Annotated in this window: 20 protein-coding genes, 1 other RNA gene and 1 riboswitch; of the genes, 11 read left to right on the top strand and 10 right to left on the bottom strand. The window is 40.3% G+C overall.

Annotated elements, in window-relative coordinates; genetic code table 11:
• Window positions 1–328: 328 nt before the first annotated feature.
• The 8 genes from L634_RS0102685 (at window position 329) to L634_RS0102715 (ending at window position 6,436) form a co-directional block, all read left to right on the top strand.
• Window positions 329–706, top strand: coding sequence for a CotD family spore coat protein (locus L634_RS0102685; protein WP_026581112.1), 378 nt, complete (start codon window positions 329–331; stop codon window positions 704–706).
• 177 nt (window positions 707–883) lie between these two features.
• Window positions 884–1,453 carry a DUF1273 domain-containing protein gene (locus L634_RS0102690; protein WP_026581113.1) on the top strand — a complete coding sequence of 190 codons (570 nt, stop codon included), beginning with the start codon at window positions 884–886 and terminating at the stop codon, window positions 1,451–1,453.
• 76 nt (window positions 1,454–1,529) lie between these two features.
• Window positions 1,530–1,829, top strand: coding sequence for a cell division regulator GpsB (gene gpsB / locus L634_RS0102695; protein WP_026581114.1), 300 nt, complete (start codon window positions 1,530–1,532; stop codon window positions 1,827–1,829).
• An 81-nt stretch (window positions 1,830–1,910) separates the two neighbouring features.
• An RNA gene (gene rnpB, locus L634_RS32425) (RNase P RNA component class B) lies at window positions 1,911–2,300 on the top strand.
• Between the two features lie 18 nt (window positions 2,301–2,318).
• Window positions 2,319–2,522, top strand: a complete 204-nt coding sequence (locus L634_RS0102700; protein WP_026581115.1) for a hypothetical protein — start codon at window positions 2,319–2,321, stop codon at window positions 2,520–2,522.
• A gap of 246 nt (window positions 2,523–2,768) precedes the next feature.
• A complete protein-coding gene (locus L634_RS0102705) occupies window positions 2,769–3,908 on the top strand; it encodes a THUMP domain-containing class I SAM-dependent RNA methyltransferase (protein WP_026581116.1) in 1,140 nt (379 codons plus the stop codon).
• Window positions 3,909–4,111: 203 nt separating this feature from the next.
• A complete protein-coding gene (locus tag L634_RS33735; RefSeq protein ID WP_198029676.1) occupies window positions 4,112–4,279 on the top strand; it encodes a hypothetical protein in 168 nt (55 codons plus the stop codon).
• A gap of 222 nt (window positions 4,280–4,501) precedes the next feature.
• Window positions 4,502–6,436, top strand: coding sequence for an ATP-dependent DNA helicase (locus tag L634_RS0102715; RefSeq protein WP_026581117.1), 1,935 nt, complete (start codon window positions 4,502–4,504; stop codon window positions 6,434–6,436).
• A gap of 41 nt (window positions 6,437–6,477) precedes the next feature.
• On the opposite strand, the gene L634_RS0102720 is transcribed toward L634_RS0102715, so the two are convergent.
• Genes L634_RS0102720 through L634_RS0102740 form a run of 5 tightly spaced genes read right to left on the bottom strand, consistent with a single transcriptional unit; the run spans window position 6,478 to window position 9,207 of the window.
• Window positions 6,478–6,777 (bottom strand): metal-sulfur cluster assembly factor, encoded by a 300-nt coding sequence (locus L634_RS0102720; protein WP_026581118.1) that lies wholly within the window; start codon window positions 6,775–6,777, stop codon window positions 6,478–6,480.
• 11 nt (window positions 6,778–6,788) lie between these two features.
• Window positions 6,789–8,030 (bottom strand): hypothetical protein, encoded by a 1,242-nt coding sequence (locus tag L634_RS0102725; protein WP_026581119.1) that lies wholly within the window; start codon window positions 8,028–8,030, stop codon window positions 6,789–6,791.
• A gap of 13 nt (window positions 8,031–8,043) precedes the next feature.
• On the bottom strand, window positions 8,044–8,250 hold the full coding sequence (locus tag L634_RS0102730; protein ID WP_026581120.1) for a DUF2249 domain-containing protein: 207 nt from the start codon (window positions 8,248–8,250) through the stop codon (window positions 8,044–8,046).
• Entirely contained in the window at window positions 8,247–8,489 is a 243-nt protein-coding gene (locus L634_RS0102735) for a DUF2249 domain-containing protein (protein ID WP_026581121.1), read from the bottom strand. The genes L634_RS0102730 and L634_RS0102735 overlap by 4 nt, the downstream gene beginning before the upstream one ends.
• Before the next feature lie 28 nt (window positions 8,490–8,517).
• Window positions 8,518–9,207 (bottom strand): Crp/Fnr family transcriptional regulator, encoded by a 690-nt coding sequence (locus tag L634_RS0102740; protein WP_026581122.1) that lies wholly within the window; start codon window positions 9,205–9,207, stop codon window positions 8,518–8,520.
• Window positions 9,208–9,422: 215 nt separating this feature from the next.
• Here L634_RS0102740 and L634_RS0102745 point away from each other — a divergent pair, with 215 nt between their 5' ends.
• Entirely contained in the window at window positions 9,423–11,789 is a 2,367-nt protein-coding gene (locus L634_RS0102745) for a nitric-oxide reductase large subunit (protein WP_026581123.1), read from the top strand.
• Between the two features lie 22 nt (window positions 11,790–11,811).
• On the opposite strand, the gene L634_RS33740 is transcribed toward L634_RS0102745, so the two are convergent.
• Window positions 11,812–11,952 carry a hypothetical protein gene (locus tag L634_RS33740; RefSeq protein ID WP_198029677.1) on the bottom strand — a complete coding sequence of 47 codons (141 nt, stop codon included), beginning with the start codon at window positions 11,950–11,952 and terminating at the stop codon, window positions 11,812–11,814.
• A gap of 6 nt (window positions 11,953–11,958) precedes the next feature.
• On the bottom strand, window positions 11,959–13,116 hold the full coding sequence (locus L634_RS0102755; RefSeq protein WP_026581124.1) for an MFS transporter: 1,158 nt from the start codon (window positions 13,114–13,116) through the stop codon (window positions 11,959–11,961).
• 290 nt (window positions 13,117–13,406) lie between these two features.
• Here L634_RS0102755 and L634_RS0102760 point away from each other — a divergent pair, with 290 nt between their 5' ends.
• Both L634_RS0102760 and L634_RS0102765 read left to right on the top strand, forming a co-directional pair.
• Window positions 13,407–14,918 (top strand): carboxypeptidase M32, encoded by a 1,512-nt coding sequence (locus L634_RS0102760; protein WP_026581125.1) that lies wholly within the window; start codon window positions 13,407–13,409, stop codon window positions 14,916–14,918.
• An 80-nt stretch (window positions 14,919–14,998) separates the two neighbouring features.
• Window positions 14,999–15,919, top strand: a complete 921-nt coding sequence (locus L634_RS0102765) for a DMT family transporter (RefSeq protein WP_026581126.1) — start codon at window positions 14,999–15,001, stop codon at window positions 15,917–15,919.
• Window positions 15,920–15,960: 41 nt separating this feature from the next.
• Here the strand turns inward: L634_RS0102765 and L634_RS0102770 are convergent, their stop codons facing one another.
• From L634_RS0102770 to L634_RS0102780, 3 genes are read right to left on the bottom strand one after another with little or no spacing between them, the layout of a single operon-like run.
• Window positions 15,961–17,616, bottom strand: coding sequence for a b(o/a)3-type cytochrome-c oxidase subunit 1 (locus tag L634_RS0102770; RefSeq protein ID WP_026581127.1), 1,656 nt, complete (start codon window positions 17,614–17,616; stop codon window positions 15,961–15,963).
• Window positions 17,616–18,092, bottom strand: a complete 477-nt coding sequence (locus L634_RS0102775; protein ID WP_026581128.1) for a cytochrome c oxidase subunit II — start codon at window positions 18,090–18,092, stop codon at window positions 17,616–17,618. Before L634_RS0102775 ends, L634_RS0102770 begins: the two co-directional genes overlap by 1 nt.
• 23 nt (window positions 18,093–18,115) lie before the next feature.
• A complete protein-coding gene (locus tag L634_RS0102780; protein ID WP_026581129.1) occupies window positions 18,116–18,265 on the bottom strand; it encodes a hypothetical protein in 150 nt (49 codons plus the stop codon).
• Between the two features lie 526 nt (window positions 18,266–18,791).
• A riboswitch (purine riboswitch) is annotated at window positions 18,792–18,893 on the top strand.
• The last annotated feature ends 18 nt before the right edge of the window (window positions 18,894–18,911 follow it).

Raw genomic sequence — 18,911 nt, forward strand, 5'->3', positions numbered from 1 at the left:
AACAAAACTTTAATATTTCAGACAAAAAAATCCACTATTTCCTAGTTGTCTGTACCTCTTGTAAGCGGTAAAATAGGTAGCTGTGTGGTACTTTTTTAGGAATATTTTATAGTGAGGCTGGTAATATGTACAAAGCAATTTTAGTGTTATTTTTCCTTGTAATTTTCACTACAGCATTCGTTTTCTCCAATTTAAAAGACAGTTTTTACAGTATGCTCTAAACAAAAACCTACCAAAATAAGCGAAATTAGGTATTTTCATTAGTACAAGAATCCCCTTTCCAACATAGGTTGTTAATGTAAATACAATTTAGAAAGGGGATCTTTACATGCATTGCAGACCAAGGCCATCGCAGGTAATGCCTGCTGTTGTTCATCCAACAAAGTGCTGTGTGACTCATTCGTTCCAGAACGTTGTGGTTCCGCACATTCATCCTACTCATCATACACATGTAAACCACACTAATTATGAGAATCAGCATTCCTACCCTCATACTCAATCAGTTGTGAATGAGGTGACAACCTCTAATGTAAATGTAGGACCAAGACCTGGCGTAGCAGGAGCATATAGCCCGGGAATGGGACCTGGATATGGAGATCCTGGAATGGGAATGGGGCCTGGATATGGTGCTCCAGGACCGGGTGTAGCAGGAGCATATAGCCCAGGAATGGGACCTAAGCAAGGGCCAAGTTTCTCAGGAAGATAAAGACAAGGGCAATATGCCCTTGTTTTTATTTGCAGGCATTTTTTATTTATTGGAAAAATGAAGACGTTGGACGCATAATATAAAACAAAGAAACTTATATAAAAAATCATCAATAAGATATAACAATCTTACTAAGCTGGCATTGATCGCCAGGTATGCGTTAAGGAGAAATGCATCTTGTCAAAAGTAGCAGTGGTTTCAGGGTATAAACCATTTGAGGTAGGGATTTTCAAGAACGATGACCCTGCTGTAGGATATATAAAAAGCGGAATAAAGAAAAGCCTGCTTTCCCTGCTGGATGACGGGCTGGAATGGGTAATTATCAGCGGCCAGCTCGGAACAGAATTATGGGCTGCTGAAGTTGTTTTTGATTTGCAGCTTGAAGGCTATTCCGATTTGCAGCTTGCAGTCATTACTCCATTTTTGGACCAGGAGGCCTCATGGAAGGATGCCAATAGAGAATGGTATGAATCCGTATTGGCCCAAGCTGATTTTGTCGGCTCAGTCACGCGAAAACCCTATGAAAATCCTCAGCAGTTCAGGCTTAAAAATCATTTTTTCATTAACAAAAGTGATGTGCTCCTTCTTTTTTATGATTCGGAAAAAGAGGGCAGCCCCAAATATTTATATGACACCGCAAAAAAATATCAGGAAGAAAATGAGTATGAAATTAGACTAATTACCTTTTATGATTTACAATTGATTGTAGAAGAAGAACAGTTATCACAAAGAGACATGTTTGAATAATGTAAGATAAATTGACAAATGTACATATTTTTGAAAAAATAACAATGATGATTGGCGATATACCGAGGTGAGTGTAATGCTATCCGATAAAATTAAATTAACGGCAAAAGACATTTTGGAAAAAGAGTTTAAAACAGCAATGCGCGGCTATAAACCTGAAGATGTAGATAAATTCTTAGATTTGATTATTAAAGACTATGAAGCATTTCATCAAGAAATTGAAGATCTTCAGCAGGAAAATATGAGATTGAAGAAGCAAGTTGAGGAAGCTTCACGCCGGCCGGCTGCTCAAACTGCCGGTACTACGAATTTTGATATTTTAAAGAGATTATCCAATCTGGAAAAGCACGTATTTGGCAGTAAATTGTATGATTGACATGAATTATTATCTTTTCCAATTTAAAACCATTGCTATTCCAACAGAGATTTCATATAATAATCCTTGTGATCATTATTAGCGTTCGGGTAATCGCTGCAATATATTTCATATTGTAGAGGAAAGTCCATGCTCGCACAGGCTGAGATGCCTGTAGTGTTCGTGCCTAGCGAATTCATAAGCTAGGGCAGTCTGGGCATATGCTCAGCTGACGGCAGGGAAAATGCCTAAGTCCTCTTGGATATGGCATGAATACCTTGAAAGTGCCACAGTGACGTAGCCTTTTCAGAAATGAAAAGGGTGGAACGAGGTAAACCCCGCGAGCGAGAAACCCAAATGATGGTAGGGGCACTTTCCCTGAGGAAATGAACAACGGGAAGGACAGGCAAACGCCTGTAGATAGATGATTACCACCTGAGTACGAGACAACAGTCGCTTGCAGTACTACGGTACAAAACATGGCTTACAGAACGTTATTAATGAGACAGTATGAGTGTTATATATTCAAGCTCTCCTTTTGCAGGAGAGCTTTTTTATTTTCGGCATACAGATTTTGCAGAAATGATGCCTGGGCGGTTTTCATTTTTAGTATATGATTGCGTTTCGAACTGTGATTATGTAACCAAGCAAGGCGCAAATGCGCTGATTTTGCAGCAGATTGCATATATCCCAGCTATGATTGCGCTGCCGTGAGCTGGCTGTGGGAAGGAAGCAGCTGAATGTGCCGATCATGTACAGGATTGGCCGAAGCAGGGAAAATTTGGCCCCAAAGCCGGTAATTGCATCGTTTCAGGAATGTGTTCATGCTCGTACTAATCTAAATGGCTGTCTTCGTTGCGGTCATGCCCATAAACATATATACTTTATGTGATAATCACATATGCTAATTCCTAAAGAGTGTACATATTTGATAGAACTAATTTTAGTAAGGGTGAAAGTATGGCAAAATACGATTTGATTGCAACGACTGCAATGGGTCTAGAGGCTCTGGCAGCTAAAGAAGTACGGGAGCTTGGGTATGAATGTGAAGTGGAAAATGGGAGAATTACCTTTAAAGGTGATGAAGCTGCTATTGTTCGCTCTAATTTATGGCTAAGAACAGCAGACAGAATCCGTATAAAAGTAGGCGAATTTAAGGCAACAAGCTTTGACGAGCTTTTTGAGAAAACAAAAGCTCTGCCTTGGGAAAAGTACATGCCTGAAAACGCTGAATTTCCCGTTTCGGGTAAATCTGTCAAATCAAAACTGTTTTCCGTTTCTGATTGCCAGGCTATTGTTAAGAAAGCAATTGTAGAAAGAATGAGAACAAAATATAAAAAAACGGGCTGGCTGGAAGAGAATGGGCCTTTATTTAAAATTGAAGTTTCCCTTCATAAGGACATTGCGCTTTTGACGATTGATGCCAGCGGAAGCGGTCTGCACAAACGTGGATATCGTGCCGGGCAGGGGGAAGCTCCTTTGAAGGAAACGCTTGCAGCAGCGCTGGTGATGCTGACAAATTGGACTCCGGACAAGCCTTTTGTAGATCCCTTTTGCGGATCTGGAACAATTCCAATTGAAGCTGCTTTGATTGGCCAAAATATTGCGCCTGGATTTAATCGCGAGTTCATTTCAGAAGCATGGCATTGGATTCCTGAAAAAGTCTGGGAGGATGCCAGAAATGAAGCTGAAGATCTGGCTAATTATGATCAGCCTCTTGATATTACCGGGGCTGATATTGATCATAGAATGGTGAAAATATCCGAAGAGAATGCTTTTGAGGCTGGCTTGGGAGATCTCATTCATTTTAAACAGATGCAAGTAAGAGACTTCACGACTGAAAAGGAGTATGGAGTGATTGTGGGAAATCCTCCTTATGGTGAAAGGCTTGGAGAAAAGGCTGCAGTACAAAAAATGTATGCTGAAATGGGAAAAGCCTTTGCGCCTCTTGATACATGGTCGATCTATATCCTGACCTCTGACGAGGAATTTGAGACTCATTTTGGTAAAAAGGCGACAAAAAAACGCAAGCTCTTTAACGGTTTTATTCGTACTGATTATTATCAGTACTGGGGAAAAAGGCCGCCAAGAAATAAATAAGCTTTTTGTTTTCGTAAAGTTTGTTGCTTTTTAGGCTGCTAACTAAGCTTAACTAATTGAGTTGACTGAAGCTGAAAGCAACGGGCGTAATTTAAAAGTAAAGCGACAATTTTAAGAAAAGAGCCTAGTGTAAAGACTATAAGCATAAAACCTCCTGATTCTGAATATAATATATTTATCTGAATCTGTCAGGAGGGATGGCAATGAAGCATTCTAATATCGATTTTCATAAAATTTCTCAGGCGCTGAATGGAACACTTGAAGCAATTCAAGGGGACGGTGATTCTTCGGCTGAGGCTCTAGAAAGCCTTAGAAATGCACAGAACGAACTTCAGCAGGCATTGTCATTTTCTATGTCGCGCGCCAACTAAACATTAAAAAAGCAGGGGCTGCTAAAGCACCCTGCTTTTTTGTTGGAAACAGGATACTGCCTCCATTAGGATTAATCTTGACAGTTGCCATATTTAAGATAAAATTGTATGATGTTCATTTGATTATAAAAAGTCAAAAGTTGAAATAATGATAAAACTGCAATAGCGTCGTCTGGTATTGGTATTAAAGGCGCTTTAATTTTTTATTTACGGAGGGGTATCATGTCTAACCGAATGCCTTTTGCCGTGTCCAAGAGCGAATCTTTTTACGAGAAGTTAAGCGAGTGGATCGGGGATGTGTTTTACGATTTATTGCCTGAAGCAGGTTTTGAAATACGGGATGAGCAAATATTTATGGCTTTTCAGCTGGAAAAAGCTTTTAAAGATAAGAAGGTTATTTTTGCAGAGGCTGGAGTCGGGACTGGAAAGACAATTGTGTATCTTTTATACGCGATTAGCTATGCAAGGTACATAAACAAGCCTGCTATTATCGCATGCGCGGATGAAACATTAATTGAGCAGCTTGTGAAAAAGGAAGGCGATATTGCAAAATTAGAAAAAGCTTTGGGTCTGAATATCGATGTAAGGCTGGCAAAATCACGTGATCAATATCTTTGCTTAAATAAGCTGGACAAGCTAGTGGCAAATGATGTTCATGATCATTATAACCGTATTTTTGATGAGCTCCCGGATTTTGTTCAAACAGGCTCTTCCATGCAAAAATTTGAAAGGTACGGGGACAGGAAAGATTACCCTGAACTGCCCGATGAACATTGGGCGAATGTTGCATGGGATTCAATTCAGGATTGCTTCACTTGTGAAAAACGCCACCGCTGCGGGCAAACGCTCCACCGGGAATATTACAGGAATGCGAAGGATTTAATTATTTGTTCACACGATTTTTATATGGAACATATTTGGACGAAGGAATCAAGGAAACGGGAAGGGCAGCTGCCGCTTCTTCCTGAAAGCTCTTGTGTTGTTTTCGATGAAGGACACTTGCTCGAATATGCCTCCCAGAAGGCATTAACTTACCGTTTCACTGAACAGATCCTTGAGTCTCTCTTAACAAGGCTGATGGCTAATGATGTGCGGGAGAAAACTTTGAATATAATTGAAGATGCAATTTACCAAAATGAGCATTTCTTCTTAACACTGGGAATGTCAGCATCTTCAGAAACTGGATCAGACAAGAAATCCATTGAAAAAACAGCTGATGTTCTAAAGGAAGGTAAAAAACTGCAGGAATTAATTAGCAGCCTGGAGGAAGAATTGGTATTTGAAAGTGAGATGTATGTTATTAATGATTATGATTTAAAAATTGTCGAGGAATACCTTGAGCAAATCTCATATTCACTTTCATTGTTCCTTAAAGATTTAAAGGGCATTACCTGGTTCGAAGAGAATGATGGCGAGAGAACCTTGGTCATTATGCCTAGAATGGTCGAAGATATTATGAGGGAAGAGGTATTTTCACAGAAAAAGCCTTTTGTTTTCTCTTCGGCAACATTATCTGAGAATAAATCCTTTGACTATATGGCAAATAGCCTTGGGATTGATGATTACTTATCCTTTACAGTTGAATCGCCGTTTGAATATGAAGAAAACATGTCAATCAGCATGCCAGCCTTTGCAAAGGATGATAAGGCAGCAAAAATGGAATATACGCTTGAACAAATCAGGCATTCTGAAGGAAGGGCGCTCGTATTGTTTACCAATCGTGCGGATTTGGCTGAATTTAAAGCTTTTGCTGAAGGAAAAATGGATGTTCATTTCTTATATGAAGGAGATTCGGAGATCAGCACATTGGTCTCAAGTTTCCAAAATGACGAGCATTCTGTGCTTTGCTCGGTCAATTTATGGGAAGGCTTGGACATTCCGGGAAGGTCGCTGGAGAATGTGATTATTTATGATCTTCCATTCCCTCCGCATGATCCAGTGTTTACTGCTAAGCGGGAAGGTACCCCAGATCCATTCAGGGAGGTTGACCTTCCTTACATGATCTTGCGTTTAAGGCAGGGAATTGGAAGATTAATCCGGACACATCAGGATAAAGGTTCTATACACATTTTAATTAACAAAAATGAAAATCCTGAAGTGCTTGAGAAAATGAAAAGTGTCTTGCCGACAAAGCCGTCCTTAAGCAAACAGAATTAATATGAAAAGAAAGTGCCCGGTAAATTCCTGGGCACTTCTTTTTATCCTCTTAAAACCCTATTTCCTTCAGGTGTTATATTTTCAGGTGTCCAGGCAGGTTCCCAGACAAGATTAACTTCCACATCAGAAAATTCCTCCAAATCTTCGATACAATATTTTACGCCGCTGACAATGCTGTCATGTAGCGGACAGCCCGGCGTGGTCAAGGTCATTGTAATGATCACTTTGCCTTCTTCGGGAAAATCAACATCATAAATGAGCCCTAAATCAACCACGTTTATATTAAGTTCTGGATCCATTACTCTTTTTAAATTGGTTAGCACATATTTTTTAAAGTTCATGGTTTTGCCTCCTATTTTGTAAAAACTGAAATAATGAAATAGCTGAAAGCTAAACAAGCGCCCAACACCATCATCTGTCCAGTGAGGAATAAGCCATTGTCACCTATTGCAATAGAAGCCGTTGCGCCTAAAATGCCAAAAATAAGAATGAAAAGGACCGGTACTGAGGCTTTATCATCCATCATGTCTTTTAGTGAAGGCACGCTCCGTTTGCCGATTGCTTTGCTGTATTTCCAAGTCCACCAAAGGAAAGGGACTATTTTAAATAGATAGCTTAAAATGCTTAAGGCAATCCACAGCATCAAGTAGGCAAAAAGCAAGTAGCCGGCTGTGTTTTCAAAACTGCCTAACAGTGAGCTTGCGAATGCGGCAAAGTGGATAATTAACCCTCCAGGAATAGCAAGCAGAGCAAACTTGAAGGAGTAATCAAGTTTCTTCTTTACCCTTTTCTTTAAAATTTGCAGGATATGCCAGGCAAAGATAGTGAAACCGCCTGCTAAGATGAGTAATGCACAAGTAAGAATCCAGTCCTTTTCAGTAAAAAAGGCTGCTAATGCCAGTAATAATCCGCCTCCATAAATAGCAAAAACATATTTGGCCATCTTCATGCTGTATCCATGAGACAAAGAAAACATCGGTACCATTTTATAGGAAAATCCAAAGATCAGCAGTGTAAACCAGCCCGCTGTTCCCAGCATTACGTGGCTTTTAAAGATTGCTTGATAGTGATCAGAAGCGAAGCTAGTCTTCAAGCTGATAACCATCAGGATCCCCATTAGAATCACAGCGAATAAACAAGCCAGTGCTGTTCCGACAAAAAGAGTCAGTATATTAGGCTTTGCTTGCTTTTTTAAAGTCAGAAGCATCTGCAGCAGAAACATTAAGATGCCTGCTAAAGTAATGATTCCTGGCAGCAGGGCATCCTGAGGGCTGTAATATAAGACATGGGCAAAATACAGGATGCCAAAAGCCGTGACGCAAAATTGAATGAACCCGAATCTTTCATTCCAAATGGGTGTTAAAAAGGCCACTGGAACAAGCTGATACATGGCTCCCATTGCTGCCATCAAAGCCCAGCCCAAAATAAAAAGATGGGCAGCTGACCAAATTCCAGGAACCCGAAATTGGCTATTTATTATAAACTCTCCCTGAAAAAGAACTAATGTTAAGGATCCTATTAAACTGAATATGCTGAACAATATAAATGAAAATGGGAGTTTAATATTCGTTTCATTCTTTGTATTTGGAAGCAATGGGATCACCTGCTTATTTCTTGATTTCTATTAAAAAACTTCCATCATTTCGCTCGGTAGTTTTATGCCTATAGCCCAATTCGTCCAGCTGCTCATAAAGAAACATGGGACGTCTATCGTTGATTATGGACAGTGTTTCACCCTTTGATAGGCCTTCAAGGGCTTCCAGGGTCCTCATCATTGGCTGGGGCGGTTCAAGTCCTCTGTTGTCCAGGTTCATTTTGCTGCACCTCTTTTGGTAAAAGTAACTTTCCAATGCTTTTTGTCAATTTCTTCAGCTTTGTGTTCAAATCCCTTTGCCTTTAATACGCCAAAAAGAGGAACTGGCTTAAATGGGGCATGCAGGATAAAAACATCATTAGCATCGAGGCCTGCAATGGCAGACATTATTTTCTGGAATGGTTCAAGCTTATTTTTTAGATCCTCCCGCACATCAATCTCAACGATTTTTTTCTCCATCTTTTCTCTCTCCCTTTTAAAAGATATTTTAAATAACCTGGTCTTTCAGCTGCCGGCGGTCAATGATGAAATGACCGGAATCATCAGTTTCCAGATAGCCCTTTTTCTTTAAATGGTTTATGGTTCTGCTGACAGTTTCCCGCGAAGTCCCAATCATATTTGCAAGCTCTCTGTTTGTAAAATGAGTAGTGATTTTATAGCCTTCAGCGTTTTTTACACCATTTGTTTTGCAGAGCCTTAAAAGAAGCATAATAATTTTTTCATGTGTATTATGGAGAATTTGCTCCTCAAGCCGGTTCTGCAGATCAATTATTTTTTCGCCAAGGACTTTAAAGAGCTTTATGCAAAGTTCTGGGTAAGAGATTAGAATTTGTTCAAAAAGGCCAATTGGAATAGCAATAAGCTGGGCCTCTTCCATGATTTCTGCATGTGCCGGGTATTGGCCTTTCCTGAAAAAGCCTGCGTGGGGGAACATCTCTCCGGCTTCCAGTACAGAAACGATTTGTTCTCTTCCTGAAAAATCAGTTTTATAAATTTTCACTTTCCCGGAATGTATGAAAAACACCTTATCAAGGGGATCCCCTTGCATAAACACATACATTTTTTGTTTATAAAAACGCGTCTGTGATATTTCGATGATTGGCGCCAGTTCTTCCTTATCAAGTTCTTTAAATAAAGGAACACTGCCTATCCTCTTTTCAATCTCCTCTTTTTTCAAATAGATCACCTTCCAGTATGAATATTCGGCTAGTTGCTCTCAGTTTAACAGCTGAATTTACTTAATTAAGTGACCTGCATCATATAGGAGGGAATTTTTGATTCTCATTCTCACATGTGTGAAAAATCACAGCCTGTTCATGAGGTTTCTCACAAAAACACAAAAAAAAGAATAATAAAATCAAAGTGTACTCAAACAGAAAGGAAGCGAATGCTATGGAAGTCAATCGCGGAACACCTATTAATAAAGTGGTGAAAAGAAATAAAAATGCACTATTAAAATCGATTCTTATTTTCACCATAATTGCTAGCTTTACAGTTCTTCTGGTAGGAGGCTACTGGATCTTTAAAGAGCAGGCACCAAGGCCGCTTGAGATTACAAATGAAAAAGGGGAGGTTATTCTTACAAAAGAAACGATTATGGGTGGCCAGGCAGTTTTCCAAAAGTACGGTTTGATGGATTACGGTACTGTCCTTGGCCATGGTTCCTATATGGGGCCTGACTATACAGCTGAGGCTTTAACGGTTTACACAAAAGGAATGCAGGACTTCAGGGCAGAAGAAAAGTATGGAAAGCCATACGATGAGATTTCCGGTGAAGAGCAAACCGTTATCAGGGATCATGTTAAAAAGGAAATGCGGGAAAATAGATATAACCCTGATTCAGATACTATGGTGCTGACAGACGCACAGGTTTATGGATATGAACAGGTTGGAGCGTTTTACCGGAAAGTCTTTACAGAGGGTGACGGCTGGGGACTAAAAGCAGGATTAATTAAAGAAGAACATATGCCGGATAAGGAAAGAGCTTATGTTGCTTCAGGAGATCAAATTCAGCAAATAGCGGATTTCTTCTTCTGGACAGCATGGCTTTCAAGTACCGAGCGTATTCATGATGATATAACTTATACAAATAACTGGCCATACTACGAGGATGCTGGAAATCAAATGTCATTCTCTGCTATTTGGTGGAGCGGAGCAAGTGTTACTGTATTAATCCTGTTTGTGGGGATCATATTGTTTGTCTTTTACCGCTATCATTTGGGAATGGAAGAGGCATATAAAGAAGGAAACTTCCCTCGCATTGATTTGGCGAGTCTGCCAGTAACATCTTCTCAATTAAAGTCGGGTAAATATTTCTTAATTGTGACTGTTCTTTTCTTTGTTCAGGCAATGTTTGGCGCTTTGCTTGCCCACTATTATGTGGAGCCTGACAGCTTCTTTGGCATCAAGTGGATACATGATATCATGCCATTCAATATAGCCAAGGGCTATCATCTTCAGCTTGCAATCTTTTGGATTGCAACAGCATGGCTCGGCATGGGAATCTTTGTTGCGCCATTAGTAGGCGGTCATGAACCGAAGAAGCAAGGTATGCTTGTTGATATCCTTTTCTGGGCTTTAGTTGTACTGGTTGGGGGAAGTATGATAGGCCAGTGGCTTGGAGCAAATGGCTATTTAGGCAACAAATGGTTCCTGCTTGGACACCAGGGATGGGAGTATTTAGAGCTCGGCCGTCTGTGGCAGGGAATTCTGGCTGCGGGAATGTTGATCTGGCTGTTCATTGTGTATCGCGGAATTAAGAGTGGATTAAAGCGCGAAAATGACAAAGGGGGCTTGATTCACCTATTATTTTATTCAGCAATCGCGGTTCCCTTTTTCTATCTGTTCGCATTCTTAATGAACCCGGATACTAGCTTTACCTTTGCGGATTACTGGCGCTGGTGGATCATTCATTTATGGGTTGAAGGTATTTTTGAAGTGTTCGCCGTTGTCGTAATCGGATTCCTGCTGGTGCAAATGAAGCTTGTAACCAAGAGCTCCACTGTTAAAGCTTTGTATTTCCAGTTAATTCTGCTGCTTGGAAGCGGTGTTATCGGCATCGGACACCATTACTATTATAATGGTTCTTCTGAGATTTGGATCGGCTTGGGAGCAGTATTTTCAGCACTTGAAGTTATTCCTTTAACCCTATTGATTCTGGAAGCATATGACCAATATAAAATGATGAGAGACGGCGGTGTAGACTTTCCTTATAAAGCTACCTTCTGGTTCTTGATTTCTGTGGCCATATGGAATCTGGTTGGAGCAGGGGTTTTAGGATTCCTGATTAACCTGCCAGCTGTCAGCTTCCTGGAACATGGTCAATTCTTAACTCCTGCACATGGCCATGGTGCCATGATGGGCGTATACGGAATGTTTGCCATCGCTGTATTGCTATATAGCTTAAGAAACATTGTTAAACCCGAAAAATGGAACGACAAATGGCTAAAATTCAGCTGCGTTATGCTGAATGTGGGTCTCGCAGGAATGGTTTTTGCGTCCCTGCTTCCAGTAGGATTCCTGCAAATGAAAGAAGCGTATGTCAACGGATATGCTGCATCCCGTTCAGCAGACTTCTTAAAGCAGGATATTATCCAATCTTTATTAACGTTAAGATCTGTTCCTGATACCATCTTCCTTGTTGGTGTTGTGGCACTTGTTCTTTTCTCCATAAAAGCTATGTTCAACCTGCGTAAAGTAACTCATAAGGAAATTGAACTGCTTCCTGTTAGAGACCTTAGCACGGATGATGAAGAATAAAGCATAAAGAAAAATCCGCAGGTTATTCTGCGGATTTTTCCCGTTCTTCTGCACACTCAAAACACATTGTCTCATTCTTTTCGTTATATATTCCGTTAAAAAATCCCTCCAGGCAGTACAGCTCTTTGCCGCAAACACAGCAGCTGCCCACTAATTCTTTCATTTCTATTCACTCCTGGCTCTTTAAATATGAAGTGCTAATTTTACTAAGGTAAGCATACAAGGAAAAAACGGTAAAGAATAGGACCGCTGCAGCTATTACAAAACCGAACTGAAAAGTGGCACCCAATAAACCTAACAGGGTGGAGCCTGCTACAACACCCAATGAAAAGAATGCATAAAAAAGGCCGAATGCCTTTCCCCTGGTTTTTTCGGTTGTATGGTTTGCAATAAGCGCATTGATTGAGGGGAATAGCAGTGCAAACCCTGAGCCATATAAGACCATGCAAAAAAACATAAACGGGAGAGAAGCAGCTGAACTTAAAAGAATGAGGGCAATGCCTAAAACCGCCATACCTGCCATCATTGTGTACTGGTGTTTATATTTGTCAAAGATTTTATTGATTGGCAAAAGAAAAATAAGAATAGCAGTAAGACCAAAGGTGCTTAGCAAAATTCCGCTGAATATCGAATTGAATTGGAGATGGTCGACCTGTAAAGGGAGCAGATAGGCAAGCGCTCCCTGTGCAAACATTAAGGAAAAAGCTCCTGCATAGCTAACAGTTAGCATTGGCTTCTTTATTAATGGCATTAGTCTTTCAGAATGGGCGTCTATCCGCTTTTCTTCCAATCTTCTTGATGGCAAAAACACATAAGCAAATGCTGCACTGCTGATCATGGCTGCAGCGATAATTAAAAATACCCAATCTACACTGTATTTTGCAGCAATGACGGCACCAAATGCGGGTCCCATTATAGCTGAACTTCCTACGGCAGCACCAGATAAAGCCATTGATTTTCCTTGTTTATTCGCTTTTCCACGGTTGGCTATAACTGTGAATGCAGCTGGAACAAGAAAGCCTCCAAACAAGCCGTGAAAAAACCTCACGAAAATTAATTGCATTGGTGACTCAACAAGCGTGTACAGGATCAATACGCTTCCGGTTATTGCAAGGCCTGAAATGAGGACCTGCTTTGCGCCCCCTTTATCAATCCAAAAACCTGCTAAAATATTGCCAAACATATTGGAAAATGAATACATACCAACAATTAATCCTATAAAAGCAGGTGAAGGATCAATGGATTTTGCAAAGGGGCTCATAATGGGGAGCTGTGAAAATGTATCTATAAATGCCACTATTACGATAAAAAAAATAAAATATCTCATTCTAACTCTCTTCCTGCAATTATTCACTTTATATCATTATAACTCTTTCAGCTGCAGGTTAAAAAGAAAAAGCGGTAAATATCATTTGGCAACTGTGATGCGGTTCGCTAATCCATTAGTCCTGCTCCAATAAAATAAAGATGTAAAAACATAGGCTGTTTCTTGAGCGCCTGGAGCGGCAATCACAGGCAAGCTTTACATTGAGATAGAAAGAATTACTAAATGGAGACTGCCTTTTCAGAAAAATATGATAAAATAGTTTTTGAATTTGAATAAGAGGGGGAAGAATTGTGACTGAAGCACTAAAAGAGACCGAACTTCAATTTCTGGATTATGTAAAAAAAATGACTGCATATAATGAAGCATTATCTTTAATGTTTTGGGATCTTCGTACAGGAGCGCCGAAAAAAGGTGTAGAACAGCGATCTGAAGTGATCGGAATGATTTCCTCGGAAGTGTTCAGAATGTCAACGTCCGAAGAAATGGCGGCATACATAGCAAAGCTTTCTGGCCAGGGGGGTCTATCAGATGTAACTTTGAAGACTCTGGAAGAGTGCAAAAAAGATTACGACCGCAACAAAAAAATTCCGGCAGAAGAATACAGAGAATATGTCATACTCCAGTCCAAAGCTGAAAGCGTATGGGAAGAAGCAAAATCCAACTCGGATTTTGAGATGTTCCGTCCCTATCTGGAGAAGCTTGTAGACATGAACAAGCGCTTTCTTGGATATTGGGGGTATGAAGGAAACAAATATAATACACTATTGGACATGTATGAGCCCGGTGTTACCGTTGAAACGCTTGACCAGGTTTTCGGCCAATTGCGTGAAAATATCGTACCGCTTGTGCAGCGAATTTCGGAATCAAAAAACAAGCCGGAAACAAGCTTTTTATTTGATCATTTTGCAAAGGATAAGCAGCGCAGTTTCAGCCTTGAAATCCTTGAACAAATGGGGTATGACTTTAAATCAGGACGACTTGATGAAACTGTCCATCCTTTCGCTATTGGGTTAAATCCAGGTGATGTCCGTGTAACCACAAAATATGATGAAGGGGATTTCCGTACAGCTGTATTTGGTACTATCCATGAAGGGGGCCACGCCTTATATGAACAAAATATATCGTCTGACTTAGTTGGCACCCCTTTATGTACAGGAACTTCGATGGGAATACATGAATCCCAGTCTTTATTTTACGAAAACTTTGTTGGGCGCCACTATTCATTTTGGAAAAAGAATTATCAGCTTCTTAAAAAGTATGCAAGCGGCCAATTCGATCATGTCCCTTTAGATGATTTCTATCGTGCAATCAATGAATCAAAACCATCATTAATTCGTATTGAAGCAGATGAATTAACCTACCCGCTTCATATCATTATCCGCTATGAAATCGAAAAAGGTTTATTTAATGATGAAATTGAAGTCAAAGACCTTCCAAGGATCTGGAATGAAAAGTATGAGCAATATTTGGGTGTGAAGCCTGAAAATGATGCTGAGGGTGTACTTCAGGATGTCCATTGGGCTGGAGGAAGCTTCGGCTATTTCCCTTCGTATGCTTTAGGATACATGTATGCTGCGCAGTTGAAAAACAGGATGTTACAAGACCTGCCTAATTATGATAGACTGCTGGAAGAAGGAAACCTGCTGCCAATTAAAGAATGGTTAACAAAAAATGTCCATCAGTACGGCAAAATGAAAAAGCCGCTTGAAATTTTAAAGGATGTAACAGGTGAAGGCTTAAATGCTCAGTATCTCGTCAATTACCTTAATGAGAAATATGGTGAAGTATACCATTTAAGCTAAAAACGGATAACTGCTGTGTTTTCAAAATTTAAAGTAAGAGGGTGGCTTAGGCCATCCTCTTCATTCATGGGAGAAAAGAGATGAAAAGGATTTTGCCGTATTTAATGATTGCCTTTGGAGCAAGCCTCTGGGGAGTTATTGCTATTTTCGTTAAAGGATTGGGGCAGCTTGGATTCACGGCAATGCAAATTGTCGCAATAAGAGTGATTTTTGCTGCCTTTTTTCTGGTATTGATAGGATTATTGCGTTATAGAAAACGCATGAAGCTCCATTCTCCACTGGATATCAGGCTTTTTGCCGGTACAGGTATTTTAAGCATTGTATTTTTTAATTACTGTTATTTTACAGCGATTAATCAGATCAATATTTCGATGGCGGTCATCCTGCTTTACACAGCTCCTGCTTTTGTCACAGTTCTGTCTTTCCTTTTTTTAAAGGAGAAGATTGATATAAAAAAAGTGGCTGCAGTTGCAGGAACAATTGCGGGATGCGTTTTAATTGCAGGCCTTTCTGCGGGAGACAGCCATATAACCTTCATGGGAATATTAACCGGTTTAGGATCTGGACTTGGCTATGCACTCTATACGATTTTCGGAAAATTTGCATTGCGGAAATACCATCCATTTACAATCACCCTATATACATTTCTTGTTGCAGCAGCCTCTCTTATTCCGGTTACTCGTTTATGGACAAAAGCTGAACAATTATTAACTCCAGAAGTTTTGCTGCTTAGTATAGGTTTGGGCTTTGTCCCAACTGTATTGGCATACTTTGTCTATACTTGGGGCCTTGAACAGACGGAGGGAAGCAAGGCAGCTGTAATCGCCACAGTAGAGCCGGTTGTGGCGATGCTTTTAGGTGTTACTTTATATGGAGATCAATTAGGTGCCATTCAAATTACTGGTGCAGTGCTAATACTGAGCTCAGTTGTTATCGTAAATCTTCCGTCTAAGAGAAAAAATATTCCATGTGCATCTGAATCACAAAAAATAGGGCATTAAAAAATCTCCAATCCATTTGGATCGGAGATTTTTTCAGTTTTTTACCAAAGCTTATATCCTTTAGCCCCAGGAGGAGCATTTTGGATTAAATCAATAAATGGTATAGTGTATGCAAAAAGAATTAGAACAAATGTAATACCAAGCCAAAGCTTCCAATTTTCAAATACCATTGGGGCTTTTTCAGCTTCATCTGCTGCTTCACCGACAGGGAATTCCTGCTCCCCCTTAGGGGCGAAGAATGCTAGATTGATAAAAATGTATAGCATCAGTATAATGCCAAGGAACAGGATAGATCCGCCGATTGCCTGAGCCACCTGGTATGGAATCCATTCTAAAGCCTGTGATGCTCCGCCATACTCAGAGTAGGAAGACCGGCGCGGGGCCCCAAGCAATCCTGCAGCATGCATAGCTCCAGACATGAAAGTCATGCCGATTGCCCAGATTACAGCCTGGATAATGCCTAATTTATTCATAGCTTTCGTTAATTTTCTGCCGGTCAAATGGGGAATTAGCCAATAGGAAACCCCAAAGAAAGTAAGGACAACAGATGTTGCAACAGTTAAATGGAAATGGCCTGTCACCCAAATCGTATTATGGACAACCTGGTTCATTTGATGGGAAGCATTTACAATACCGCCCGCGCCAGCAGGGATAAATGCAACCATTCCGATAAACGGAACAACAAACCGGGCATCTCCCCAAGGCAGCTTCTTTAACCAGCCGAATAATCCGGTTGCGCCTTTTGAGCGACCAAAGCTTTCAAACGTTGCGAATAGTGAAAAGGCAGTCATTAGAGACGGAATAACAACCAGGAATGTTAAGATAACTTGTAAAAACTTCCATGCCGGATCAATTCCGGGTTCCATTAATTGATGGTGGAAACCGACTGGAATGGAGAAAAGCAGGAATAAAATAAAGGACATGCGTGCCAATGAATCTGAGAAAATCTTTCCGCCAATGACTTTCGGGATAATAGCATACCAGGCCATGTAGGCAGGCAGCAGCCAGAAATATACAAGCGGATGTCCGAAATACCAGAACAAAGTACGGCTGACACCGATATTAACCGTCTCAACCAAACCTAATGACCAAGGCAGCAGTTGGAACAGAACAGTTGAAGCAACACCGATTGTTGCCACGATCCACATCATCGTATTAACAAGCGACATGAATGTTAGGAGCGGGCTGGGCTGACCTGGATTGTTTCTTCTCCATTCAGCGTACTTCATGATAATGGCTGCCCCATCAACCCAGCTGCCGACAATTACCAATGTTAAACCAATGTAATATAATGCATGTGCCTGAAGCGGGGCATAAAAGGTATAAAGGACAGTTGCTTCATTTAATAGGATCATCACTGCGGCAAGAACAGTTCCTGCTGTCATTAGCCAAAAGCCGATCCAGCCGGTAATACGCTGTTTGCGTGTGAATGTTCCTGAAGTTTTGCTTGTTGCGGCAAGCTGGAATCCCATAATAAAGAAAGTAGTAAGTACGAGTCCTAATACAACTCCATGGACAGTCAGAATTTGATAATAGCCAATTCCAGCAGGAAGTTCGAATTTTCCAGAGCGAACGAGAGTCTGGAGCAAACCTGCCAATCCGCCTATTGCCAATGCAGTAAAAGCAACATAAAAATGAGCCATTGCTAATCTGCCGTCACGGCGGTCCACCTTAAGGCCAGCTGTAGGATTAAACATTATTTCACCACCTCAATTTTAGACGACATCATGTGGTGTCCAACACCGCAATATTCATTACAAACAATTAAATATTCACCAGTTTTATCAAATGTGGTGATGTGTTCACTGATATATCCAGGCTCTAGCATCATATTGATATTGGAGCCTGCTACTTCAAATCCATGGACAACATCTTTTGTCGTAGCCATTATTTTTACTTTTGCTCCATAAGGCACCTCCACGGAAGCAGGGCTATAAGAGAAAGCGGAAGCAACAAAGACTAATTCATAATCCCATTCCTTACCCTCGACTTTTTTCAATCCCGGCTCATTGAATGGAGGCATTGTATCGACTTTTTCAGGGTCAATTGTTGCTAAACAGCTTGGCGGCTGGTTTCCAAGATAAAATGCGCTGACACCCAGTACTGTTAAAAAGACCAAAAGCGATCCAATTCCAAAGATGAGCCAGGCTTTTTCAAACTTATGCATGTGCATGGCTTTTTCCCCCTTTCTATCTTTTAAAAGCGGCTAACAAATAAGAAGTAAACGCCTACCCATGTAATGATCAGGAAAAATCCCAATAAGAAAACGGAAGCTAGCGTTCCCTTTAAGGAAGAGCTATCCTCTATTTCAGTCTTCGTCTTTCGGCTGAGTTCCGTTTTCGCCATTTTCTTTCACTCCCTTCGAATATAGGAAAAAGTAAATGATTACATTTTCATAATACAAAACATTTTTGAAGATTCTAGAGGATTTCCGTGAGTTCACAAAGTGTTCATTCGTTACTTAATAACTATGGTAATAGTGAAAAATTGATATTATAGTGATATATGTCACAAAAACCGGCAGGGAAATGTGAAGAAAATGTGAAGATAGATTCACGCCTTCTGGATTCAGCTAATTTATTAAACGCAGTTTTCGTAAAATTTGCTGCTTTTTTAGTTAACCACCTGAGTTGATGGCAGCGGAGGGCAATTAGCCTCGAAAATGCAACGCATTTCCTTCTTACGGCGTTTATTAAAGGAACAATTGCAGACTTTATAAGTAAAACAACAATTTATGATAAAAGCCTTGTTAAAGTAACGATAGAACAATGGGAAAATAATAAAAAATCGAACAATTTAAAGGTATATTTTATTTTGGTTCGTCTTTTGCTCTATTTTATGTTGAAGTAATCATAAATGATGTTATAATGTTAATAACTTAATAACATTCACTCATATAATCGCAGGAATATGGCCTGCAAGTTTCTACCGGGTTACCGTAAATGACCCGACTATGAGTGAGCAATGTACAGGGCGGTAATTCCATCCTTTA

The sequence above is a fragment of the Bacillus sp. J33 genome (assembly GCF_000518885.1).
GTDB lineage: Bacteria > Bacillota > Bacilli > Bacillales > Cytobacillaceae > Cytobacillus.